We start from the raw sequence: 22,582 nt of genomic DNA on the forward strand, positions 1-22,582 counted from the left end.
GCCGTTCGTCGAACGCGCCCTTGCTTATCCGCCCCGGATCGGCACCATCCCCGGCAATTGGTTCGGGGAGAGCAAACATGATCGCACGTCACCTTCTGGCCGCCACCTCGCTCGTCGCGATGGCGTCCACCGCGCAGGCACAGGATACGATGGAACAGGACGACCCCTACATCTGGCTCGAGGAAACGCGCTCGGATCGCGCGCTGGAATGGGTGCGCGCCGAGAATGTGCGGACCGAGGAGCAAATCTTTACCGATCCCCGGTTCGAGGAACTGCGGTCCGACGCCTACGCCATCCTGACCGCCGACGACCGCGTTCCGGGCGTGTCGATCTGGCCGCAGGGGCTGATGAATTTCTGGCAGGACGATGCGAACCCCAAGGGGCTGGTGCGCTTCACGACTATGGAGAGCTATCGCACCGACGATCCCCAGTGGGACGTGGTGCTCGATATCGACCGGCTTGCCGCCGAGGAAGGACGCGAGTGGGTCTATCGCAGCATGAATTGCCTGGGACCCGAGCGGCGCTATTGCCTCGTCAGCCTGTCGGATGGAGGCAAGGACGCCAACGAACTGCGCGAATTCGACCTCGAAAGACGCGAATTCGTCGAGGACGGCTTCTTCTTTGCCGAGAGCCTCGGCGGGGTGCAGTGGATCGACAAGGACACGCTGATCGTCACCCGCGACTGGGGCGAGGGCACGATGACCGAGAGCGAATATCCGTTCGTGTCGAAAGTCCTCAAGCGCGGCCAGTCGATGGACGAGGCGGTCGAGATCTTCCGCGGCGAACCGACCGACGTGTCGGCGGGCGCCAACGTCGTGCGCGACAAGGATTATGTCATCCAGGGACGCATGGCCTCGCGCGGGCTGAACTTCCACGAGCGCGAATATTATTGGGAGATGGACGGCGAGTGGGTGAAACTCGATATCCCCACCAAAGTCTCTCCCGCGGGCATCGTCGATGGACGGATGCTGATGAGCCTCAGCGAACCCTGGACGGTGGGCGGTCGGACCTTCCCGACCGACAGCCTCGTCTCGGCGGACCTCGAGGCGTTCAAGGCGAACCCCAACGACGTCGCCTGGGAAACCGTCTGGACGCCGGGCGAGCGGCAGACGATGCAGGGCTTCACCACGTCGGCGGGCTCGATGTACTTGGGCGTGCTCGACAATGTCCGCGGGCGGGTCTTCAAATATAATTACGTCGACGGCGAATGGGTCAGCAAACCCGTCGGCCTTCCCGACAATGCGACCCTGTCGATCGGTTCGGCCAGCGAGGAGAGCGACGAGGTCCTCCTCTATTCGACCGACTTCCTGAACCCGACGACCACCTGGTTCTACAACGGCGAGACCGACGCTCTCGAGACGCTGAAGCAGAGCCCCGAGCGGTTCGACGCGTCGGGCTACGTGATCGAACAGCATCAGGCGACGAGCGCCGACGGGACGCGGATCCCTTATTTCGTAGTGCGCGCCGAGGACACGGTCATGGACGGCTCCACGCCGACCCTGCTGTCGGGCTATGGCGGCTTCCAGGTCAGCCGGCTGCCCAACTATCTGGGTTCGACGGGCAAGCTGTGGCTGGAACGCGGCGGCGCCTACGTGCTCGGCAACATGCGCGGTGGGGGCGAGTTCGGTCCCGAATGGCATCAGACCGCGATCCGCGAGAACAAGCAGCGCACGTGGGACGATTTCATCGCCATTGCCCAGGACGTGGTCGACCGCGGGCTCACCAGCCCCGACCATCTTGGGATCGAGGGCGGCAGCCAGGGCGGCCTGCTCGTCGGCACCGCGTTCACGCAGCGCCCCGACCTGTTCGACGCCGCGATCGTCGCGATCCCGCTGTTCGACATGTTGCGCTATCACGAAATCGGGCGCGGCGCGTCGTGGATCGGCGAATACGGCGACCCGCGCATCCCCGAGCAGCGCGCGTGGATCGAGGGCTATTCGCCCTACCAGAAGCTGGTCGCGGGCAAGGATTTCCCCAAGCCGCTTTACGTCACCTCCACCGCCGACGACCGCACCCACCCCAGCCACGGCCGCAAGGCCGCCGCGCGGATGGCGGGCAACGGTCAGGATTATCTTTATTACGAGGACATGACCGGCGGCCATTCGGGCGGCAACGACCCCGAGCAGCAGGCGAAGCTGCTGGCGCTGCGGTATACGTATCTGATGCAGCAGTTGATGGATTGAGGCATCAACTCGGTGGAGTGGGGGACACTTTCGGCAGCTTCGGGTATTGCGGTAGGTATAGGCCTGCTCGGCTTTCTACTGATCGACAAACCCGAAATTCCAATGCCAACCAAGGACAGCCTATTCGGTTGCTATCGGGCTGATGGCGGGCCCGACTGGGAACTCGGACCTTCGGGATTGATGATCCATCAGGAGGAGCCGTTACTTCTTCCGTTTGGAGTGTCGTATTCAAAGAGCGGCTATATGTTGGACGTAGGCAGACCCCTCGCGAGCGCACTTGACGGCACCGATGTGCATTTTCGTATCGCCGACCGCGGGATTGGCATGACGTATAGGACCGGCGAGCGGTATTTCGATCGTTCTGGGAAAGCGCCGGAGATTGAAGAGTTTGAAGTGTTTCATACGAGCGGCCCTCCGCTTCAATATCGGCGGGCTACTGAAACACCATGTCCCTGAGCGATTAGTCTTCCAGCATCACCGGATCGGCCAAGCCCTGCGCGATGGTTGCTCGGCAGAGGTCGCTTTCGACGCTGGTCACAGGATAGGCGCAATAGTCCGCCGCATAGAAGGCGCTGGGGCGGTGGTTGCCGGAGAGGCCGATGCCGCCAAAGGGGGCGCTCGACGGCGCGCCGTTGGTGGGCTTGTTCCAGTTGATGACGCCGGCGCGGGCGTTGGCCCAGAACTTGTCGTACTTCGCCGGGTCCTTGGTCAGCACGCTGGCGGCAAGGCCGAAGCGGGTGTTGTTCGTCTCCGCAATGGCGGTGTCGAAGTCGGGGACGCGGACGAGTTGGAGGACGGGGCCGAAGATTTCCTGGTCCAGCCGCTGGAAGCTGTCGGTGACGTCGACGATGGCGGGGGACAGGAACGGCTTGTCTTCGTCCGCGCGGACCAGCGGTCGGATCGCCTTGCCGCCTTTCGACAAGAGGTCGAGATACTGCTCCTGCACCGTGTCGGCGGCGTCGTTGTCGATGAGCGGACCCATGAACGGGCCGGGATCCGCGTCGGGAGCGCCGACGATGATCCGGTCGACGAGCTTGAGCACCTCGCCCATCAGCTTGTCGTGCTGCCCGTCCTCGACGATCAGGCGGCGCGCGTTGGTGCAGCGCTGGCCCGCCGACAGGAAGGCGCTCTGCACGACGATGGCGGCGGCGGCCTGGAGGTCGGCGACGTCCCATGCAACGAGCGGATTGTTGCCGCCCGCCTCGATCGCGAGGATCTTGTGCGGCTTGTCGGCGAATTGGCGCGCGAGCAGACGACCGCCGCGCGCGGAGCCGGTAAAGAGCAGCCCGTCGATCCCGTCCTCGCCCGCCAGCGTCTTGCCGACCTCGACCCCGCCCTGCACGCAATGGAGCACGTCTTCGGGAATGCCTGCCTCGTGGAAGCAGTCGACGAGGAACTTGCCGACGGCGGGGGTTTTCTCGGACGGTTTGAAGACGACTGCATTGCCCGCGAGCAGCGCGGGAACGATGTGGCCGTTGGGAAGGTGTGCGGGAAAATTGTAGGGGCCGAGCACCGCGAGCACGCCGTGCGGCTTGTGCCGGACCGCGACCTTGCTGCCCATCGCGCCCTCCGCCTTTGTATTGGGCGTGCGCGCCGAATGGCTGTTGATCGAGATGTCGACCTTGCCGACCACCGCACCGACTTCGGTCGTGGCCTCCCACATCGGCTTGCCCGTTTCCGCCGCGATCAGCGAGGCGAGCGTCGATTCCTTCCCCCGGACCACGTTGGCGAAGCGGCGCAACGCCTCCGCGCGATAGGAGAAGCTGGTCGTCGCCCATTCGGGGAAGGCGGCACGGGCCGAGGCGACGGCGGCGGATGCATCGCCTTCCTCGCCCTTCCAGATGGTGTCGCCGGTGGCGGGATTGGTGCTGATCATCGACATGCGCAAGGTGGCTCGCAGGCTAGGGCGCGCGGGTCAAGGCGGGAGGCGCGGGCATGCCGACGCGCATCGCCTCGCCCATGCGGCGGATATCGGCGATCTTGGTCTCGAACGGCTGCCAGTCGTCGTTTTCCGCGATGGCGGTCCAGCGCGCCTCGACCTCGTCGATATGCATCGAACAGGGCGCTTCGCCCGACCAGTAGGGATGGTCGCGCGCGGCGGCATTGTCGCGGCCCTCGAGCAGGTCGGCGAGTGGCGCGAACTCGGGCGCGGAATAGCGTTCGCCGTCGGGCACGCGACCGCCACGCCAGTCGAAGAAGAAGCGGTCGATCTTGACCGTCTCCGTGGCGAGGCCGGCGACGATGGTCCTTGCAAGCGCGGTGTCCGCGTCCTGATCGGCGGGGGCGATGCCGAGGCGCCAGAGAAGGGACGCGGTCAGCGCGCGATCGAATTCGTCGGGCCAATCGGCGAGGACGCGATTGAGATGCTCGTGTCCCGTGACGAGGCCGAGCACACCGCCCAGTTGCGCGAGATTCCACTGAATCGCCTGGGGCTGGCGACCGAAGGCGTAGAGCCCCCCGCCGTCGAAATAGGCGGCGGTAAAACCGTCGTTCCAATAAGGCGTGAAGCGCCACGGACCATAGTCGAAGCTCTCGCCCGTGATCGCGATATTGTCGGAATTGAGGACGCCGTGGACGAAACCCGCGGCGAGATAGCTGGCGGCGAGCCGCGCGGTGGCGAGGCCGACGAGATCGAACAGCGCCGCGGCGTCCTTCGCGGCGCTGCCGCTCGGTTCGACGCCGTAGAGATGCTCGAGGCAATAGGCGACGAGCGCGTTGACGGCATCGGTGTCGCCCTTGAAGGCGTAGCGCTGGAAGGTGCCGATGCGGATGTGACCGTGCGACAGGCGGGTCAGAACGGCGGATCGGGTCGGCGAGGGTTCGTCGGAGCGCCACAATTCCTCGCCCGTTTCGAACAACGCGAAGCTCTTGGAGGTATGCACGCCCAACGCCTCGAGCATCTCGGTGGCGAGGACTTCGCGATAGCCGCCCTTGAGCGTTAGCCGCCCGTCGCCCTGACGGCTCCACGGCGTCCGACCCGACCCCTTGGTGCCCAGGTCGAGCAGGCGTCCACGTTCGTCGCGAAGCTGGGCGAACAGGAAGCCGCGCCCATCGCCCAGATCGGGATTGTAGTGACGGAACTGGTGGCCGTGATACCGGAGTGCGAGCGGGCTGGCGAGATTGTCGGGTAGGGGCTCGAAGCGCGCGAAATGCGCTTCCCAGTGATCGCGGACGTAATGGCCGAGCCCGACGCGCCTGGCCCACCGATGATTGGCGAAGCGCAGCGTCTGCTCGGGGAACTCGGCGGCCGATACTTCGTCATAGAATTCGTCGCCCAGTTCGAGGATCCTGGGGTCGGGCGTATAAGCGGGTGACGTGGCCATGGCTTTGCGCGATAGACGGGGCGAGCCGAAGGGGAAAGCGTCAATGGCCGGAGAAGGCCCTGCCTACAAGGACCGCTACTGGAACAGCCCCGAGGGGCTGAAACTGCATTATCGCGACTATGACGGGCCGCTGGACGGGCCGCCCTTGCTGTGCCTGCCGGGCCTGACCCGCAACGCGCGCGATTTCGAACCCGTGGCGGCGGCGTTCGCGCCCAAGCATCGCGTCATCGCGGTCGATTTTCGCGGTCGCGGGTTGAGCGATCCCGATCCCGATCCCTCGCGCTACGAACCGCGGACCTACGTCGCCGACGTTCTCAAACTGCTCGACCAGTTGGGCATCGCCGACGCGATCTTTGTTGGTACTTCACTGGGCGGCATCGTGACCATGCTGCTGGCCTCGATCGAACCCGAACGGATCGCGGCGGCGCTCCTCAACGACATCGGTCCCCAGCTGGAGACCGCGGGTCTCGACCGGATCAAGGATTACGTCTCGCGCGGGGTGCAGGCACCCAGTTTCGAGGATGCGGCGGCAGCCTATTCGAGCGGCATGGCCGACGTCTATCCGCGGTGGGACAAGGCCCAATGGGAAGTGTTCGCGCGGCGGGTGCTGCACGAAAAGGACGGCGCAGTGCGCTCCAACTACGATCTCGCCATCGGCCGGAATGTGGTCGCGGGCGAAGATTCGGCGCCGATGGATGCCTGGCATTTGCTCGAAGGGTTGAAGGACACGCCCGTCACCATCCTGCGCGGCGAACATAGCGACCTGTTCTCGACCGGCGTCGCGAAACGGATGATCGAGGAATTGCCGCGCGCCGAGCTGGTGACGGTACCCGACGTGGGTCACGCGCCTTCCTTCGACGAGCCCGAATCGATCGCGGCGCTGGCCGCTTTGATCGAACGGGTGCCCGACTGGAACGACGGCTAAGCGGCGATCCGTTCGAGTTTCTGGCGGGCGACTTCGCGAGGTTCCTCGGGGCTGATCGTCGAGACGAACTCGCCGTTGCGGTCCATCAGGAAGACGTTGGCCGTATGGTCGACCCCGTAGGTCTCGGGGTCTTCGCTGTCGCGGCGCGCGACGATCCCGAACTGCTCCATCGCCGCTTCGACCTGTCCCTCGGTTCCCGTCAGCCCGATGATCGGACTGTCGAACAGGTCGGCGTAGCGCCCGACTTCCTTGGGGCCGTCACGGTTCGGATCGACCGAGATGAACACGATCTCGAAAGCGTCGTCGCCGCCCAGGTCCTCTCGAAGGCGGACGAGATCCGACAGGGTGGTCGGACAGATATCGGGGCAGTTGGTGAACCCGAAGAAGACGGCGTGCGGACGTCCGGCCAGCCGCGTGCTGGAAAAGGGTCGACCCTCGCCATCGACCAGCTCAAAAGGCCCGCCGAAGGTGACGTTCGAATTGGGATCGGGGCGGGTTTCCATCATCGGTCCCGGCTCGGGCCGGTTGGAGTTGAGATAGAGAAAACCCACCGCCGCGAACGCGACCAGCACCCACAGGACAATCCGTACCCGTTTCATCAGCGCGCTCCGGCCTCCACCACTTCGACCGTGACGGTGCGATCGTCCCCGGTCTCGAAATCGAGCAGGAGATCGAAGCGATCGCCCGCCTCCAACGGCGCGGACAGGCCCATGATCATCACATGGTCGCCCTGCGGTTCCAACCGTGCGCTCGAACCCGCCTGAACCCCGAGCCCGCCGACGATCGGCCGCATCGAGGCGACGCCGTCTTCGATGACGGTGCGGTGGAGGCTCGCCATGCCGATATCGGTGGAGGCGGCGAGCAGGCGCACGTCTTCGTCGCTGTCGTTGACGATCGTGAAATAGGCCGCGGCGCCCGTCTGTCCCGGCGCGGTGGCACGGGCCCAGGCGTCGTCGATCCGGACCGTATCGCCCCCGTCGTCGGCGGGAGGGGCGCAGGAAGCAATCAGCAAGGCGAGGGGCAGGGCCACGAAATGGCGAAGATGGCTGTTCATGCGGCGCGCCCTAGCAGCCTCGATCGCCCCTGACCAAGAGGCTTTCGGCCACCCCTGCACCATCAATTTTGCCGAATTCGCACCGATCCGGACCTGGCTGTCAAACATCCGTTTATCTTTTCGCCCTATCGTCGCTCGCGCGCATGCCTGGCTTGATCCCCTCTCCCACGATTCACGGAGCCGACCGCGAGATGCGGCGGGCGACGATCATTCGCGCGCAAAGCTCGACCCCGGTCAACTTCGTGGCGCTGCTGCTGGCCTGCTCGTTCATGTGGGTGGTCGACTATTGGCCGATGCTCGCGATCGCGCTCGGCCTGCGGGTAGTTTCCATCGTCCTCGTGCATCAGCGAAGCGTCCGATTGCTTCGCGCGCTCGATGGAAACGAGGACGCCGAGGCGGAGCTTCGCGACTGGTCGAACGTGATGGTCATCGCGGGAATGAGCTGGTCGCTGCTGCTGTGGTGCATCCCGGCAGGCGAGATGGGGACGTTGCCCGCGCAGGGGCTGTTCGCCATTCTCCTGTTCGGGGTCGCATCGATCATCAACACGATCGTGGTCGAACGGCGCGCTCTCTTGTCCTTCGCGGGATCGTTTGGCGTCAGCGCGCTCGCCTACTTCATCGCGGTGATACCGGTGGTCGGCAGCCTTCCGCTGCTGACGGCCATCCTCGGCGCCGGGGTTGTCGCGATCTTCGCGGTGCACGTCTATCGGCAGCAGATGCACATCAGCACCGTGTTCGCCGACAACGAGATGCTTGCCCATTCGCTGCAACAGGCCAATGTCGAACTGTCGGACGCGCTCGCGATCGCGGATCGGCTCGCGCACTACGACCAGCTCACGGGGCTTCGCAATCGCCGCTGCTTCGAACAGGAAGCGCGCCGGATCCAGCGTGGCCGCCAGTGCGGCGACCGCTATCACCTGCTCCTGCTCGACATCGACCGGTTCAAGGCGATCAACGACCGGTTCGGCCATGCCTTCGGCGACCGCGTCCTCCACCATGTGGGAACCGCGCTCGAGGAACTGGGTGAGCGCACGGGCGACCTCTTGCCCGCGCGCCTGGGGGGCGAGGAATTCGCGATCATTCTCGGTGGGCAGCGCGAGGAGGACGTGCGCACGCTGGTGCGCGAGATTCGCCAACGGATCGCGGGTGCGTCGCCCGCACTCGGCGAGGCGCACGTCGATCTGACCGTCTCGATCGGAGTGACCTGCTGGCGTGAGGACGAGACCGTCCATACCGCGATGCTGCGCGCCGACCGGATGCTCTACGCCTCCAAGGATGCGGGCCGCGACCAGGCGAGCTTCGATTTCGGCGGGGGCCGCCGGGTCGCCTAGGCGCGCTGGATCCCGGGACGCCCCGGCGCGACGGCGAAGCTGGCCGCGGTCCGGACCGGCGCCCCGCGCGTGGTGACTTGGTCGACCACCCGATGGTGCGTGGTCCACTGGTCGCGGGTGACTTCGCACATGCCATAGCCGCGCTGATAGTTGTTGAAGACGAGCTGCGGATTGGCGGCCTGGATTTCGACCATGTCGGGCCGCTGCACCATGCCGTCGCCACCCGAGGAGATCGACGTGGTCACGAATTCGGTGGCGATGGGCCCACCGTCGCGCTGCGTTCCGTCGGCGTAGAGATTGCCGGCATAGTGCTGATGCTCGTCGCCGGTCAGGACGATGGTACTGTCCAGCCCGCGTTCGGCCAGCGCGTCGAGGAAGGCGCGGCGAGGGACGCGATAGCCGGCCCAGCTGTCGGCGTTGACCTGAAGCCCCGGTTCGTCCGGTGCCCGGTCGAGATCCATCATCATCACCTGCTGCGCGGCGACCTGCCACGTCGCGTCCGACCGGCTCATATTGTCGAGCAACCAGTCGAGCTGCGCCCGACCGAGCACGTCGGCATCGGGGCGGTTGATCTCGTCGCAGCCGGAGGGATAGCGATCGCCGCACGGCTGGTCGGAGCGGAATTGGCGCGTGTCGAGCAGGTTCACGTCGGCCAGATCGCCCCACGGCATCCGGCGATAGATCTGCATCGCCGGTCCCACCGGAAGCGATGCGGCCCGCAGCGGCATGTTCTCGTAATAGGCCTGCATCGCCATCTGCTGTCGCAGCTTGAAGATGGCGGCGGGGGTGCCGTCCTGGTCCTCGTGCCCGACCCAATTGTTGTCGATCTCGTGATCGTCCCACACGCTCACCCACGGCGCGGCGGCGTGTGCTGCCTGCAGGTCGGCGTCCATCTTCGCCTCGGCGTAGCGGCGGCGATAGTCGGCGATTGTGTAGATCTCGCTGCCGTTCGACATGCGGATATTCTCGACCGGACCGTCGGGACCGTTCCAGATCCGTCGCCCGCGATACTCGTAGATATAGTCGCCATAGCAATAGACGAAGTCGGGATTCTCCGCGGCGAGGTGGCGGTAGGCGGTGTAATAGCCCTGCTCGTAGGCCTGACAGCCCGCCACCGCGAACCGCAGCCGGTCGACCGAGGCGCCGATCGCGGGCGTAGTGCGCGCACGCCCCGTCAGACTGCGCTCGCTTCCCGCCTGGAAGCGGTAGAAATAATCGCGGTCCGCCGGCAGACCGGCCAACTCGACATGCACGCTATGCCCCAGTTCGGGGCGCGCGATCGCGGTCCCCTCGGCGACCATTTCGCGAAAGCCGCGATCGGCGGCGACCTGATAGCCGACTTCGACCGCTTCCATCGGCATCCCGTAATTGCGCGCGAACGGATCGGGCGCGAGGCGGGTCCAGATGACGAAGCCGTCGGGTGCCGGATCGCCCGACGCGATGCCCAACTGAAACGGATAGTCGGCGAAGGTCGGATGCGCGATCAATCGCGTCGGCGCGCCCATCGCAAGGCCGAAGAAGGCCGCGCCTCCGAACATCTTGAGCGCGTGACGGCGGGACAGGTCGAGGCGGCGGTTACGGGTGTCGGTCATTTTGGGGGGCCTATCGCGAAAATCGAAATCGGGACAGGCCTATCGCCGCTCGATGACGAAAATGCGACGGCCTATTTCGACTGGTGCGTATCGCAGAAATAGGCGGAGCGCCCGCCGACCTTTTCCTTCACGATCGTCCCGTCGCAGCGACGGCAGTCCACGTCCTTCTTGCAATGCCGGATCAGCCAGTCGTCGGGCAGTCTGGAATAGGTCGCATCGGTCTCGCACACGCCCGTCAGTGCGCTGCGCATCGTGGCGTAAAGGTCGCCGAGCTGCTTTTCCGAAAGGCTCGAAGCCTTGGTCGACGGATGGATGCCCGTCTGGAACAGCGTTTCGTCCGACCAGAGATTGCCGACGCCCGCCAGCTTGCGCTGAGCCAGCAGCGCGCCCTTGATGGTGCCGTTGGTCGAACCGATCACGTCGCGAAAGGCATCCTCGCCGATCTCGAGCGCATCGGGACCGAAGCCGATTTCCTCGATATGCGCGGCGGGGTCGTCGATCACCCGCACCCAGCCCAGTTTGCGCGGACAGCGGAAGGCAAGGCGGCGGTCGCCCTCGAATCGGATCAGCAACTTGGTATAGTCGGGCGTTTCCTCCTCCCCCTCGTCGAAGGGCAGCAGCTTTCCCGTCATGCCGAGGTGGACCCCGATCCACGGCCCGGTCTTCGAACCCGCGAAGATCAGCTTCCCGTGACGCCGCGTTTCGGTGAACTGATGGCCGACCAGCCGTCCCCGCTCGTTGTCGCCGGGAAGTTCGATATAAGTCGTGTCGTCGCCCAGCTCGACGGCTTCGATCGTGCGGTGGAGACAATGGTCCGCGATGCGGCGTCGATTGCTCTCGGCTTCGGGAAGTTCGGGCATGGGATGCGAACGGCGCGTCGCGCCTTGCCGTTCCCGCGTGGGGAAAATGCCGTTCCCGCAAGGGGAAAATGGAGGTCCGAGCCGGAATCGAACCGGCGTACACGGATTTGCAGTCCGCTGCGTCACCACTCCGCCATCGGACCATCCAATGCGGTGAAGGCGCCAATTGCCCGACGCCCCCCACGCCTGTCAACGCAAATGGTCGGTCCGCTTTCGACGAATGGCGGGCCGCAGCGCTTGGCGATGCGCGTCTGAGCGGTTAAGGACGGGAAAGATCAACTGTATTAGGACGACGACACAGTGAGCCAGGCCGACCTTCTCGACGGAATCGATGCGCAGGACGCGCGCACCGACACGCGCGCTGCGCGCCGCGCGATGATCGACAGCCAGCTTCGGCCCAACGACGTCAACGACAAGGTCCTCCTCGCTGCGGTCGAGCGAATCGCGCGCGAGGATTATCTGCCCGCCGATCGCCGCGCCGTCGCCTATCGCGATCGCGCCATTCCGCTGGGCGATGGCCGCTTCGCCCCCGCGCCGACCGTGCTGTTCAAGCTGATCGACCGGGCGCAGGTCCGCGAAGGCGAGCGGGCGATGGTCGTCGGTCCCAATGCCGATTATGCCGCGGCGGTGCTCGCCGATCTTGGGCTCACCGTCATCGCGCTCGACACCGTCGCCTCGACCGGGCCCGCGCACGATCGTGTGGAGACCAGCAAGGGCGCGCTCGAACGCGGCTACGGTGCCGACGACAGTTTCGACCTTATTCTCGTGACCGGCGCGATCGAGCAGGTATCCGACGCCCTGATCGCGCAGCTGAAAGCCGATGGTCGCATCGCCGCCCCGGTGATCGAGGGCGGAGTCAGCCGTCTCGCGATCGGGCGCAAGGTCGGCGAGCAGATCAGCTTTCGCAGCTTCGCCGATGCGCAGGTCGCGCGCCTCGCCGCATTCGATGCGCCGCAGCGGTTCACCTTCTAGAGTTCGCAAAGGGGAGGGGATGATGACGACCGCACTGGCCGCCGGCTTCATGGCCCTCGCGATCGCCCAGCCTGCCGAGGCGCAGCCGGTCGAGACGCAGCGTATCCTTGCCCAGGCGCCCGATCCCTCCGACGATCGCGACACGCTCGCGGAGGCCTTGCGGCAGACCTATTTCACCAACCCCACGCTGACCGGTCAGCGCGAGGGGTTGCGCGCCACCGATGCGCTGGTCGAAATCGCCCGTTCGGCGGGCCGTCCCAGCGTCAGCGGCACGGTCGGCGTGACCCGCGACCTGACCCAGTCGGGCGTGTTCCGCAGTTCGGGGCTGGGGCCGTTCCTCAACGGGCGCGTCGACGTCAACTATCCGATCTTCAACGGCGGGGCGATCCGCAACGACATCCGTGCCGCCGACGCGCGGGTCGACGCCGGACGCGCCACCCTGCGCGCGGTCGAGGGCGATATCTTCGTCGAAGCGGTGACCGCCTATCTCGACGTGCTGCGCGACCGCGCGGTGGTCGAACTCAACGAGAATCAGGTCGAGGTACTGCAGACCAACCTGCAGGCGACCAGCGACCGGTTCGAGATCGGCGACACCACCCGCACGGACGTCGCCCAGTCCGAATCGCGGCTGCAACTGGCCCGCGCCCGCCTCGCGACCGCCGAGGGTACGCTGGCGTCGAGCGAGGAGAATTACCGCCGCGTGATTGGCGAGGAGCCCGGCGATCTGGCCACACCGCCGCCGCTTCCGCCCCTCCCCGAGACCGCGCCAGAAGCGGTGCGGATCGCGCTTGCCGACAATCCCGACCTGATCGCCGTCGCGCGGCAGACCGACGCGGCGGGCTTCGACGTCGCCTCGACGCGGGCCAGCCGATTGCCGACCGTCTCGGCCAACGCCAACGGCCAATATGTCAACACGATCTCCGGCGACGTCGGCAGCAATCCGATCACCGGCGCCAGCAACCCTCGGACCGGCACCGCGACCGCGGCGGGCATCAACGTTCGCATTCCGATCTTCCAGGGCGGTTTGCCTTCGGCGCAGCTGGCCCGCGCCCGCGCGCTGGAGGGGCAGGCGTTCGAACAGCTGGTCGCGACCGAACGTTTCGTCATTGCCAATGCATCGAGCGCGCTGGCCCGATACGAAGCCTCGCTCCGCTCGATCGAGGCCAACGAAGTGGCCGTCGACGCCGCCGAACTGGCGCTCGAAGGCGCACGGCTCGAACGGTCGATCGGCAACCGCTCGGTGCTGTTCGTCCTCGATGCCGAACAGGAATTGCTGAACGCGCAGGTCGATCTTGTGACCGCCGAGCGCAACGCCTACGTCAATGGTTTCCAGCTGCTCAACGCGATGGGCCAGGCGGAGGCAGAGGACCTCGGGCTCGACGGCGGAGCGCTCTACGATCCGCTCGGCAGCTATCGCGAAGTGTCGGATGTCTGGTGGGACTGGTCGGGCGATCGGCCGAGCACGCTCGACGCGACCCGCACGGTCCGCCCCGAGGAACTGCCCAAGAACCCGGTCGTGACCGAGGAACTGCTCGAGGACGTGACAGAGACGCCATAATCGGCGATAGGGACGCTGATGACCCGGCCCAACGAACCCTCGATGGAAGATATTCTCGCCTCGATCAAAAAGGTGATCGCGGAAGACCGTCCGACTGTCGGCCCGTCGGCCGTCGATGACGATGAGCCCGGCCCCGATCCCGCCAACGACGCGGCGGACGAGGAAACGGCCGAGGACGTTCTCGACCTCGATGCCGCCAGCATGGCGACGCGTCCCGGCACCGGGCACCAGCCCGCGACGCCGCCCGCGTCGGTCGCTTCGCTGATGGCCGAGGAAACGGCCAGCGGCACCCGCGCGCGGCTCGACGAACTGGCGAATGCGGTGGCCAGCGCGCCCGCGGGCGTCGCCAACCCGCTCGAGGAAATGGTCCGCGAGATGCTCCGCCCGATGCTTAAGCAATGGCTCGACGAGCGGCTGCCCGGCATCGTCGATGAACATGTCCGCAGCGAGATCAGCCGCATTACCGGGCGCAAGCTCTAGCCGGTTCCGCTTGCGAAACGGGGCCGCCTCGCTAGCCTCCGCCCCATGAAAACGACTCTCGCGCTCGCCGCGCTCGCCACCGCCCTCTTCCCCGCCGCCATCGCCGATGCGCGTCCGATGACGCCCGAGGACCTGGTCCGCATTCCCCGCGTCGGGTCGCCGACCGTGTTGCCCAATGGCAAGGTGGCGCTCGTGCCGATCTCCTATGCCAAGGATGATCTTTCGGGACGCGAGACGCGGCAGGCGATCCTCAATCTCGACAACGGAAACTTGACGTTCGGCACCCCCGACGGTGATGCCTTCTCTATTCCCGGCGCGCGGATCGGCGGCGACGGCAACGTCTATTACGTCTCCGACGATGACGGCAGCGCCCAGCTCTATCGCGTCGTTCCGGGCGAGCGGCCCGCGGTAGTCAGCGGTTTTTCGGGCGGCGAGATCGACGATTACGTACTCTCGCCCAACGGCGAATATGTCGTGTTTCTGGCGACCCGGGACCTTGATTGCACAGACTTCGCCTGCGGCAATGTCGAGGCGCGCGACGAAGGCGGTAACGCGCTCGAATTCAACGAGATTTTCGTGCGGCAGTGGGACAGCTGGGTCGATCCCGGCGTGAAGGCGCAACTCTACGGCTATCGGATCAAGGACGGGCGCCTCGTCGGCAACGGCGTCGTGCTGGGGCGGGGACTGACCGGCAATACTCCCTCGCGGCCTTTCGGCGGATCGGAAGAAATCAGCGTCGCCAACGACGGCATGGTCTATTTCGCGCAACGCGCGGGCGGATCTGCCGAGCCCACCTCGACCAACCTCGATATCTATGCCGCTTCGATCGACGGTACGGTCGATCGTCGCAATCTCACCGACGATAACGAGGCATACGACAGCCTCCCGACGGTTTCGCCCGATGGCCGGATGCTGGCTTATGTCGCGATGGAGCGACCGGGGTACGAGAGCGACAAGCTCAGCCTCATGGTCCGCGATCTCGCCAGCGGTCGGACGCGAAACCTGTCGGAAGGCTGGGACGTCAGCGTCGGCTCGATCGCATGGAGCCCTGACGGGCGTTCGCTCTACGTCACGACCGGAGAGGTCATGGAACATCCGTTAACCATGATCGACGTGGCGAGCGGTCGCCGCACCCGGCTGGTCGAGGAAGGCAATGTCGGTTCGGTGGTGCCGCTCGCCAACGGGCGAGTCCTCTATTCGATGAACAGCATCACCAGTCCCACCGAACTTTATCTCTACGACCCGGCGAGCCGGTCCTCGCGCCAGCTGACCAACGTCACCGGCCCCGCGATGGGCGAAATCGACCCCGTCACCTTCGACAAGTTCAGTTTCGAGGGCGCCGAAGGCGACACCGTCTGGGGCTTCCGCCTCAAGCCCGCCGACCGCGTCGGCGACCTTCCCGTCGCCTTCGTCGTCCACGGAGGGCCGCAGGGCAGCTTCGGCAACAGCTGGTCGACGCGCTGGAACCCGCGCATGATCTCGGCGCCGGGCTATGGCGTCGTGTCGATCGATTTCCACGGGTCGACGGGTTACGGACAGGATTTCACCGACAGCATCAACCAGGACTGGGGCGGCAAGCCGCTCGAGGATCTGCAGTTGGGTCTCGCCCATGCGCTCCAGATGGACGAACAGCTCGACGGGGATCGTATCTGTGCGCTGGGCGCCAGCTACGGCGGGTTCATGATGAACTGGATTGCGGGCAACTGGTCCCACCGGTTCGACTGCCTCGTCAATCACGCCGGTCTCTTCGACACGCGCAGCTTCTATTATGTGACGGAGGAATTGTGGTTCCCGCGTTGGGATTTCGGCGGCAGCTACGCCGAACAAAGCGAGGTCTACGAGCGGTGGAATCCCGTCAATCATGTCGACGACTGGCAAACCCCGATGCTCGTCATCCACGGGCTGAAGGACTATCGCGTTCCCTACGGCCAGGGCCTCGGCGCCTTCACCGCACTGCAGGAACGCGACATTCCCTCGAAGCTCCTGATCTTCCCCGACGAGAACCACTGGATCCTCGACGGCGAGAACTGGATCCGCTGGCAGAGCGAGGTGCACGAATGGATGGCCCACTGGACCGCGCCGGAGATCGACCGCAGCCTCGACATGATGGAATAGCTTGATGGTGGGGGCGGGGACCATTACCCGCTCAAAACCATGACCGAGCTATCCAAGACGTTCGAACCCGCGGCCATCGAGGCCAAATGGTACCAGCATTGGGAAGAGGCGGGGCTGTTCCGTCCCGACCGCCCCGATGCCGAGCCCTATACGATCATCATGCCGCCGCCCAACGTCACGGGCGTGCTGCACATCGGCCACGCGCTGGACGATACGCTCCAGGACATCCTCATCCGCAAGGCACGGATGGAGGGCAAGGACGCGCTCTGGGTCGCGGGCATGGACCATGCGGGTATCGCCACGCAGATGGTCGTCGAACGCCAGCTCGACGAGCGGCAGATCAAGCGCACCGACCTCGGCCGCGAGACGTTCGTCGAGAAGGTCTGGGAGTGGAAGGAAGAAAGCGGCGGCCAGATCACGCGCCAGCTCCGCCGCCTCGGCGCCAGCTGCGACTGGGAAAACGAGCGCTTCACGATGGACGAGGGGTTCAACCGCGCCGTCACCCACGTCTTCGTCGAACTTTACAAGCGCGGACTGATGTACCGCGCCAAGCGGCTCGTGAACTGGGATCCCAAGTTCAAGACCGCCATCTCCGATCTCGAGGTCGAGAACCACGAGGTCGCGGGCCACATGTGGCACTTCAAATATCCGCTCGCGGGCGGGAAGACCTACACCTACGTCGAGAAGGACGAGGACGGGAACGTCACGCTCACCGAGGAGCGCGACTATATCTCGATCGCGACGACGCGCCCCGAGACGATGCTCGGCGACGGCGCGGTCGCGGTGCATCCCGACGACGCGCGTTATGCGCCGATCGTCGGCAAGCTGTGTGAGATCCCGGTGGGGCCGAAGGAGCACCGCCGCCTGATCCCGATCATCACCGACGACTATCCCGATCCCGATTTCGGTTCGGGGGCGGTGAAGATCACCGGCGCGCACGACGAGAACGACTATGGCGTCGCGCAGCGCAACGGCATCCCCATGTACCGGCTAATGGACGATGCCGCGGCGATGCGCGCCGACGGCGTGCCCTATGCCGAGGCGTCGGCGGCGGCGATGGAGATCGCGAAGGGCGGCGAGGTCGATCCCGACGCGGTCGATGCGCTCAATCTCGTTCCCGACGAATATCGCGGCCTCGACCGCTACGAAGCGCGCAAGCGCGTCGTCGCGGACATCGACGCCGACGGCAACATGATCCGCGTCGAGGACAAGACGATCATGCAGCCCTTCGGCGACCGGTCGGGTCTGGTCATCGAACCGATGCTCACCGACCAATGGTACGTGGATGCCGAGACGTTGGCGAAGCCCGCCCTCGACGCGGTGCGCTCGGGCGACATCGCCGTCGTGCCCGAGACGTGGAAGAAGACCTGGTACAATTGGCTCGAAAACATCCAGCCGTGGTGCGTGAGCCGCCAGCTGTGGTGGGGGCATCGCATCCCCGCCTGGTATGACGAGAGCGGCGAGGTCTATGTCGCCCCGACGCTCGAAGATGCACAGGATCAGGCGGGCCCGGACAAGGTGCTTCGGCAGGACGAGGATGTGCTCGACACCTGGTTCTCGAGTGCGCTGTGGCCGTTCGCGACCCTCGGCTGGCCTGAGGAGACCGAGACGCTCAAACGCCACTATCCCAACGACGTCCTCATCTCGGGCTTCGACATCATCTTCTTCTGGGATGCCCGCATGGCGATGCAGGGCTTCGAGTTCATGGGCGAGAAGCCGTGGAAGACGCTCTATCTCCACGGTCTCGTCCGCGACGCGCAGGGCGCCAAGATGTCCAAGTCGAAGGGCAATACGGTCGACCCGCTCGAGATCGTCGATCGCTACGGAGCCGACGCGCTGCGCTTCACCCTGTGCGCGATGGAGAGCCAGGGGCGCGACATCAAATTGGATGAGAAGCGCGTCGAGGGTTACCGCAATTTCGCGACCAAGCTGTGGAACGCCGCGCGGTTCCTCCAGCACAACGGCATTGGCGCGAGCGACAGCATCGCGGCACCCGCGGCGGAAAAGGCGGTCAATCGCTGGATCGTCGGCGAGACCGTCCATACGCTCGCCAGGCTGGAAAAAGCCTTCGAGGAACTGCGCTTCGACGGCATGGCCGACGCCGTCTATCACTTCGCGTGGGGCACGTTTTGCGACTGGTACGTCGAACTGATCAAAGGCGAGATGGACGAGGAGACCAAGGCGGTCGCCGCCTGGGCGTTCGACCAGATTCTCGTCATGCTCCATCCCTTCATGCCCTTCGTGACCGAAGAACTTTGGCACAGCATGGGGACACGCCCCTACGATCTGATCGTGGCGAAATGGCCGCAGCCGGAAGCCGAAGTCGATGCGCAAGCGAAGGCGGACGTCGACTGGGCGATCGCGCTGGTGTCGGAGGTGCGGACCTTGCGGGCGGAACTGAACGTCCCCTGGTCGAACAGGTTGACGCTGCACCCGCTCGACGGCGGGCCGACCGATGCGGGCGACGCGCTCGACCGGATGGGCAAGGCCGAATGGGGCCGACCGGTCGACAGCGCCGAGCCGGGTTCGGCGCAGATCGTCGTGAAGGGAAAGAGCTACGCCGTGCCGCTGGCGGAGGCCATCGACCTCGACGCCGAACGCGCTCGCCTGTCGAAGGCGGCGGACGCCGCGGAGAAGGAAGTGAAGTCCCTCGAAGGGCGCCTCAACAACGCCAACTTCGTCGAACGCGCCAAGCCCGAAGCGGTCGAGAAGGCGCGCGCCGACCATGCCGCGCGCAGCGAGGAGGCGCAGCGTCTCCGCGCCGCGCTGGAGCGGTTGGGGTGAGCTTCCCCTCCACTCGGATGCGCCGCCGCCGCACCGCGCCGTGGATGCGCGCGATGCTGCGCGAACATCGGTTGCATCCCAGCGATCTGATCTGGCCGTTGTTCGTGTGCGAAGGGTCGGGCGAGGAGCAGCCGGTCGCCGCGCTTCGCGGCGTGTCGCGCTGGTCGGTCGACGGGATCGTCGAGCGCGCCCGCGAAGCCGCCGCCGCGGGCATTCCCGCGGTTGCCCTGTTTCCGAACACCGCCGACGCCGACCGTAGCGAGGACGCCGCGGAGGCGCTCAATCCCGACAATCTCGTCTGTCGCGCGATTCGCGCGATCAAGGATGCGGACATCGCGATCGGGGTGATGACCGACGTCGCCCTCGATCCCTACACCAGCCACGGCCACGACGGCATCGTCGACGAGGCTGGCCGCGTCCGCAACGACGCGACGGTCGAGATCCTCGCCCGGCAGGCGGTGGTACAGGCCGAGGCGGGCGCCGATATCGTCGCCCCGTCGGACATGATGGACGGGCGCATCGGCGCGATCCGCGACGCGCTCGAGGAGGCGGGCCATCCCGATACGGCCATCATGGCCTATGCCGCCAAATACGCCTCCGCGCTCTACGGGCCCTTCCGCGAGGCGGTGGGCTCGGGCGACCGGCTGAAGGGCGACAAGCGCGGCTACCAGATGGACCCCGCCAACGGGGTCGAGGCACTGGACGAGGTCGAACTCGACATCGACGAAGGCGCCGATTTCGTGATGGTGAAGCCCGGAATGCTCTATCTCGACGTGGTGGCACGGGTCGTCGATGCGTTCGAGACACCCGTGTTCGCCTACATGACCAGCGGGGAATATGCGATGATCGAGGAAGCGGCGGCGGCGGGCGCGGGGAACCGCGAGGCGATGCTGATGGAAGCGCTCACCGCGTTCAAGCGCGCGGGTGCGACCGGCATCCTCACATACCACGCCCTCGAGATCGCGCGGAAGATCGCATGAGCCAGCTGAAGCAATCGACCGGCAAATATGCCCGCACGATGGGCACGTTCGGCGTGTTGCTCCTGGTCGTCAACGGACTGATCGGCGCCGGCATCTTCGGGCTCCCCGAGGTGCTGCACGAGGCGGTCGGCACCTTCGCCCCCTGGCTGCTGCTTCTCGGCGGCATCCTCGTCGGCTGCATCGCCATCTGCTTCGCCCAGTTGACGAGCCTGACGGACCGTTCGGGCGGCCCACAGCGCTTCACCACCGATGCCTTCGGCCGTTTTCCGGGGTTTCAGGTCGGCTGGCTGTTCTATTCCGCCCGCGTGGTCAGCGACGGTGCGAACGTCCTCGTGCTGCTGGCATATGCCGCCGCCATCTGGCCGCTGATGGAAGGCGGGCTGGCGCAGGATATCGCGATCGTCGCGATCGTCGGCGCCATCACCATCGTCAACATCGTCGGCCTCAAGAATGTGGTCGCGGTGCTCGGCACCATGACCATCTTCAAGCTCGTCCCGCTGTTCGTCCTCATCGTCGTGGGCCTCGGCGCGGCCGCCGCCCCCGGTCCCGTCGTCCTGCCGCAGGTCTCCGCGGTCGAAGGGATCGCGCTGGCCGCGCTCTACGCCTTCGTCGGATTCGAGAATGCGACCATTCCGGCGGGCGAGACCAAGAACCCGCAGCGCGCCATGCCGCGTGCGCTGCTGACGGGCCTCGCGTTCGTGACGCTCGTCTATTTCGCACTGCAATGGGCCTACAGCCTGTCGCCGCTGGCGGGCTCGGGGGCCGAAGCGCCGCTCGCCGCACTGGCGGGGAACCTGGGGGGCGAGATCGGCACGATCCTCCTGTCGGCGACCGTGGTCGTCAGCGTGCTCGCCAACCTCACGGCGGGTCAGACGTCCGCTTCGCGGATGACCCCCGCGCTGGCCGACGATCAGCTGCTTCCCGCATGGTTCGGCAAGGTCGGGCGCTTCGGAACGCCGGTCAACGCGATCGTCTTCCACGGCGTCCTCGGCATCCTGTTCGCACTGACGGGGACGTTCCTCGAACTGGCGATCGTCTCCACGCTCGCGCGATTGCTTGCCTATGTCGCGTCGATCTGTTCGCTGCCCATCCTGCGGCGCGAGGCGGGACGGCGCGCGATCACGCTTCCGCTCGCCCTCGTCATGGGTATCGCGCTCGCGCTCAGCCTGTGGCTTTCGGCGCAGGCGGACCAGCAGCGCTGGATCATGCTCGCCATCTTCGCCGCCGTCGGCACCGGTCTTTACTTCATCGCGCGGCGCGAGCCCCAACCGGTGCCCGACGCGAATGCCTGACCCGTTTCGGCACGAGACCGAGCGACTGATCCTGCGCGACTGGCGCGAGGAGGACAGCCGCCGCTTCTGGGAGGCGACGAACACGCCGGCGGTAATGCGGTGGCTGGGCGGGCCGCAGCCGTTCGAGAACTGGCACGCCGGCTTCACCCGGCTTCAGGGCTACGTCCGCGACTACGGTCATTGTTTCTGGCTGGTCGAACGACGCGAAGATGGCGAACTGCTCGGCTTCTGCGGCCTCAAGAAGGTCAACTACGAGGGCGCCCCCAACCAGGGAACGCCCGAAATCGGCTGGCGCCTCCGCGAGGAAGCGTGGGGCAGGGGCTATGCACGCGAAGCCGCGATCGCGTCGATGGATCTCGCCTTCGACCGTTTCGGCTATGATGAGGTTACCGCCATCACCGTCACGGGGAACGAGTCCAGTCGCACGCTCATGGAGCGGCTCGGCATGATCGAGGACCCCGGCCTCGCCTATCACGACGGCAAGTATAGCGACGCCTACGGCCCCGCGCGCCAGTGGATCATGACCGCGGATCGCTGGCCCGACGAGCGCGCGCGCCTGTCAGCCTAGCCGCTAAGGCGGGCCGACAGCGACGCGAGCTGCGAACGCTGCTCCTCCGACACGCCCCGGGCCATGACGAGTTGCTCCTTCGCCGCGGCGCGGTCGGTGGGGGACGCCCATCCGTCGGCTTCGATCTGGTCGGTGACGAGCCGGTCGAGATCGGCCACCGCGACCGCGACATCCTCGTGCGCCCGTTCGAGCAGCGACAGCGCTTCCAACGCGACGACCCAATTCTCGCTTCCCCGTGCTCCCGCGTTCGCCACCCGCGTCTGTGTCGGGCCCAACTGCCGGTCGAATTCTGCCCGGCCGGTCGTCAGCGCACGCTCGATGGCGTCGAGACGGTCGGCAATCGTGAGCGGACCCGGCGGCGGCTCGGGCGAACCGACGGGCAGCCGCGGATCGATGGATTCGGCGGGGCGGACGGCCAGCGAGGGACCCTCGAGGCTCGGCTGGCATGCGCCGAGCAGCAGGAGAACGAGGATGAAGGCGATGAAGCGCATCCCTGATTGCCTAGCCAGCGCCGCCGCACTGCGCAATGGCGGCACGACACGGGCCCCCCTTGCCGGAAAAAAGC

At 66.1% G+C, this 22,582-nt stretch carries 18 protein-coding genes and 1 tRNA gene; 11 read left to right on the top strand and 8 right to left on the bottom strand.

What is annotated here, in order from left to right:
• Positions 1-77 precede the first annotated feature (77 nt).
• Entirely contained in the window at positions 78-2,183 is a 2,106-nt protein-coding gene (locus WJT74_RS01525) for a prolyl oligopeptidase family serine peptidase (protein ID WP_343346036.1), read from the top strand.
• Between the two features lie 460 nt (positions 2,184-2,643).
• Here WJT74_RS01525 and astD read toward each other — a convergent pair whose 3' ends face one another.
• Both astD and WJT74_RS01535 read right to left on the bottom strand, forming a co-directional pair.
• Positions 2,644-4,071 (bottom strand): succinylglutamate-semialdehyde dehydrogenase, encoded by a 1,428-nt coding sequence (gene astD / locus WJT74_RS01530; protein ID WP_343346038.1) that lies wholly within the window; start codon positions 4,069-4,071, stop codon positions 2,644-2,646.
• A gap of 13 nt (positions 4,072-4,084) precedes the next feature.
• Positions 4,085-5,506 (bottom strand): protein adenylyltransferase SelO family protein, encoded by a 1,422-nt coding sequence (locus tag WJT74_RS01535; protein WP_343346041.1) that lies wholly within the window; start codon positions 5,504-5,506, stop codon positions 4,085-4,087.
• A gap of 43 nt (positions 5,507-5,549) precedes the next feature.
• On the opposite strand from WJT74_RS01535, the gene WJT74_RS01540 reads away from it, so the two are divergent.
• Positions 5,550-6,431 carry an alpha/beta fold hydrolase gene (locus tag WJT74_RS01540; protein ID WP_343346043.1) on the top strand — a complete coding sequence of 294 codons (882 nt, stop codon included), beginning with the start codon at positions 5,550-5,552 and terminating at the stop codon, positions 6,429-6,431.
• On the opposite strand, the gene WJT74_RS01545 is transcribed toward WJT74_RS01540, so the two are convergent.
• Positions 6,428-7,030: an SCO family protein gene (locus tag WJT74_RS01545; protein ID WP_343346044.1), complete on the bottom strand. Its 603-nt coding sequence runs from the start codon at positions 7,028-7,030 to the stop codon at positions 6,428-6,430. The two genes, WJT74_RS01540 and WJT74_RS01545, sit on opposite strands and share 4 nt — an antisense overlap.
• A complete protein-coding gene (locus tag WJT74_RS01550; protein WP_343346047.1) occupies positions 7,030-7,485 on the bottom strand; it encodes a copper chaperone PCu(A)C in 456 nt (151 codons plus the stop codon). The genes WJT74_RS01545 and WJT74_RS01550 overlap by 1 nt, the downstream gene beginning before the upstream one ends.
• A gap of 143 nt (positions 7,486-7,628) precedes the next feature.
• On the opposite strand from WJT74_RS01550, the gene WJT74_RS01555 reads away from it, so the two are divergent.
• The gene (locus WJT74_RS01555; RefSeq protein ID WP_343346050.1) at positions 7,629-8,816 is read left to right on the top strand and encodes a GGDEF domain-containing protein; all 1,188 of its coding nucleotides are present in this window, start codon (positions 7,629-7,631) and stop codon (positions 8,814-8,816) included.
• Here WJT74_RS01555 and WJT74_RS01560 read toward each other — a convergent pair.
• From WJT74_RS01560 to WJT74_RS01570, 3 genes are all read right to left on the bottom strand, one after another.
• Positions 8,813-10,408, bottom strand: coding sequence for an alkaline phosphatase D family protein (locus WJT74_RS01560; RefSeq protein WP_343346053.1), 1,596 nt, complete (start codon positions 10,406-10,408; stop codon positions 8,813-8,815). The genes WJT74_RS01555 and WJT74_RS01560 overlap by 4 nt on opposite strands.
• A 71-nt stretch (positions 10,409-10,479) precedes the next feature.
• On the bottom strand, positions 10,480-11,268 hold the full coding sequence (locus WJT74_RS01565; protein WP_343346055.1) for a DNA-formamidopyrimidine glycosylase family protein: 789 nt from the start codon (positions 11,266-11,268) through the stop codon (positions 10,480-10,482).
• A gap of 69 nt (positions 11,269-11,337) precedes the next feature.
• Positions 11,338-11,411, bottom strand: a tRNA-Cys gene (locus tag WJT74_RS01570).
• A 157-nt stretch (positions 11,412-11,568) separates the two neighbouring features.
• On the opposite strand from WJT74_RS01570, the gene WJT74_RS01575 reads away from it, so the two are divergent.
• The 8 genes from WJT74_RS01575 to WJT74_RS01610 are packed head-to-tail and all read left to right on the top strand — an operon-like array spanning position 11,569 to position 22,017.
• Complete coding sequence (locus WJT74_RS01575) at positions 11,569-12,240, top strand: protein-L-isoaspartate O-methyltransferase family protein (protein WP_343346058.1); 672 nt, start codon at positions 11,569-11,571, stop codon at positions 12,238-12,240.
• A gap of 19 nt (positions 12,241-12,259) precedes the next feature.
• Entirely contained in the window at positions 12,260-13,798 is a 1,539-nt protein-coding gene (locus tag WJT74_RS01580) for a TolC family outer membrane protein (RefSeq protein ID WP_343346060.1), read from the top strand.
• A gap of 18 nt (positions 13,799-13,816) precedes the next feature.
• Entirely contained in the window at positions 13,817-14,278 is a 462-nt protein-coding gene (locus WJT74_RS01585) for a DUF2497 domain-containing protein (protein WP_343346062.1), read from the top strand.
• Positions 14,279-14,323: 45 nt separating this feature from the next.
• A complete protein-coding gene (locus tag WJT74_RS01590) occupies positions 14,324-16,393 on the top strand; it encodes a S9 family peptidase (protein WP_343346064.1) in 2,070 nt (689 codons plus the stop codon).
• A gap of 39 nt (positions 16,394-16,432) precedes the next feature.
• Positions 16,433-19,177: a valine--tRNA ligase gene (locus WJT74_RS01595; protein WP_343346066.1), complete on the top strand. Its 2,745-nt coding sequence runs from the start codon at positions 16,433-16,435 to the stop codon at positions 19,175-19,177.
• The gene (gene hemB / locus WJT74_RS01600) at positions 19,174-20,157 is read left to right on the top strand and encodes a porphobilinogen synthase (protein ID WP_343346068.1); all 984 of its coding nucleotides are present in this window, start codon (positions 19,174-19,176) and stop codon (positions 20,155-20,157) included. Before WJT74_RS01595 ends, hemB begins: the two co-directional genes overlap by 4 nt.
• Positions 20,154-21,449, top strand: coding sequence for an APC family permease (locus WJT74_RS01605; protein ID WP_343346070.1), 1,296 nt, complete (start codon positions 20,154-20,156; stop codon positions 21,447-21,449). Before hemB ends, WJT74_RS01605 begins: the two co-directional genes overlap by 4 nt.
• The gene (locus WJT74_RS01610) at positions 21,442-22,017 is read left to right on the top strand and encodes a GNAT family N-acetyltransferase (protein ID WP_343346072.1); all 576 of its coding nucleotides are present in this window, start codon (positions 21,442-21,444) and stop codon (positions 22,015-22,017) included. The genes WJT74_RS01605 and WJT74_RS01610 overlap by 8 nt, the downstream gene beginning before the upstream one ends.
• Here the strand turns inward: WJT74_RS01610 and WJT74_RS01615 are convergent.
• Positions 22,014-22,508 carry a hypothetical protein gene (locus WJT74_RS01615; RefSeq protein ID WP_343346074.1) on the bottom strand — a complete coding sequence of 165 codons (495 nt, stop codon included), beginning with the start codon at positions 22,506-22,508 and terminating at the stop codon, positions 22,014-22,016. The genes WJT74_RS01610 and WJT74_RS01615 overlap by 4 nt on opposite strands.
• Positions 22,509-22,582 lie beyond the last annotated feature (74 nt).

It is taken from the genome of Sphingomicrobium sp. XHP0239 (genome assembly GCF_039555325.1).
Taxonomy (GTDB): domain Bacteria; phylum Pseudomonadota; class Alphaproteobacteria; order Sphingomonadales; family Sphingomonadaceae; genus Sphingomicrobium; species Sphingomicrobium maritimum.

Bases quoted from the DNA above. Each gene is read 5' to 3' on its own strand.
- WJT74_RS01545 (WP_343346044.1), bottom strand. From the start codon at position 7,030: ATGAAACGGGTACGGATTGTCCTGTGGGTGCTGGTCGCGTTCGCGGCG.
- WJT74_RS01565 (WP_343346055.1), bottom strand. From the start codon at position 11,268: ATGCCCGAACTTCCCGAAGCCGAGAGCAATCGACGCCGCATCGCGGAC.
- WJT74_RS01595 (WP_343346066.1), top strand. From the start codon at position 16,433: ATGACCGAGCTATCCAAGACGTTCGAACCCGCGGCCATCGAGGCCAAA.
- WJT74_RS01550 (WP_343346047.1), bottom strand. From the start codon at position 7,485: ATGAACAGCCATCTTCGCCATTTCGTGGCCCTGCCCCTCGCCTTGCTG.
- WJT74_RS01555 (WP_343346050.1), top strand. From the start codon at position 7,629: ATGCCTGGCTTGATCCCCTCTCCCACGATTCACGGAGCCGACCGCGAG.
- WJT74_RS01610 (WP_343346072.1), top strand. From the start codon at position 21,442: ATGCCTGACCCGTTTCGGCACGAGACCGAGCGACTGATCCTGCGCGAC.
- WJT74_RS01535 (WP_343346041.1), bottom strand. From the start codon at position 5,506: ATGGCCACGTCACCCGCTTATACGCCCGACCCCAGGATCCTCGAACTG.
- WJT74_RS01540 (WP_343346043.1), top strand. From the start codon at position 5,550: ATGGCCGGAGAAGGCCCTGCCTACAAGGACCGCTACTGGAACAGCCCC.
- WJT74_RS01580 (WP_343346060.1), top strand. From the start codon at position 12,260: ATGATGACGACCGCACTGGCCGCCGGCTTCATGGCCCTCGCGATCGCC.
- WJT74_RS01590 (WP_343346064.1), top strand. From the start codon at position 14,324: ATGAAAACGACTCTCGCGCTCGCCGCGCTCGCCACCGCCCTCTTCCCC.
- WJT74_RS01605 (WP_343346070.1), top strand. From the start codon at position 20,154: ATGAGCCAGCTGAAGCAATCGACCGGCAAATATGCCCGCACGATGGGC.
- WJT74_RS01525 (WP_343346036.1), top strand. From the start codon at position 78: ATGATCGCACGTCACCTTCTGGCCGCCACCTCGCTCGTCGCGATGGCG.
- WJT74_RS01560 (WP_343346053.1), bottom strand. From the start codon at position 10,408: ATGACCGACACCCGTAACCGCCGCCTCGACCTGTCCCGCCGTCACGCG.
- WJT74_RS01615 (WP_343346074.1), bottom strand. From the start codon at position 22,508: ATGCGCTTCATCGCCTTCATCCTCGTTCTCCTGCTGCTCGGCGCATGC.
- WJT74_RS01585 (WP_343346062.1), top strand. From the start codon at position 13,817: ATGACCCGGCCCAACGAACCCTCGATGGAAGATATTCTCGCCTCGATC.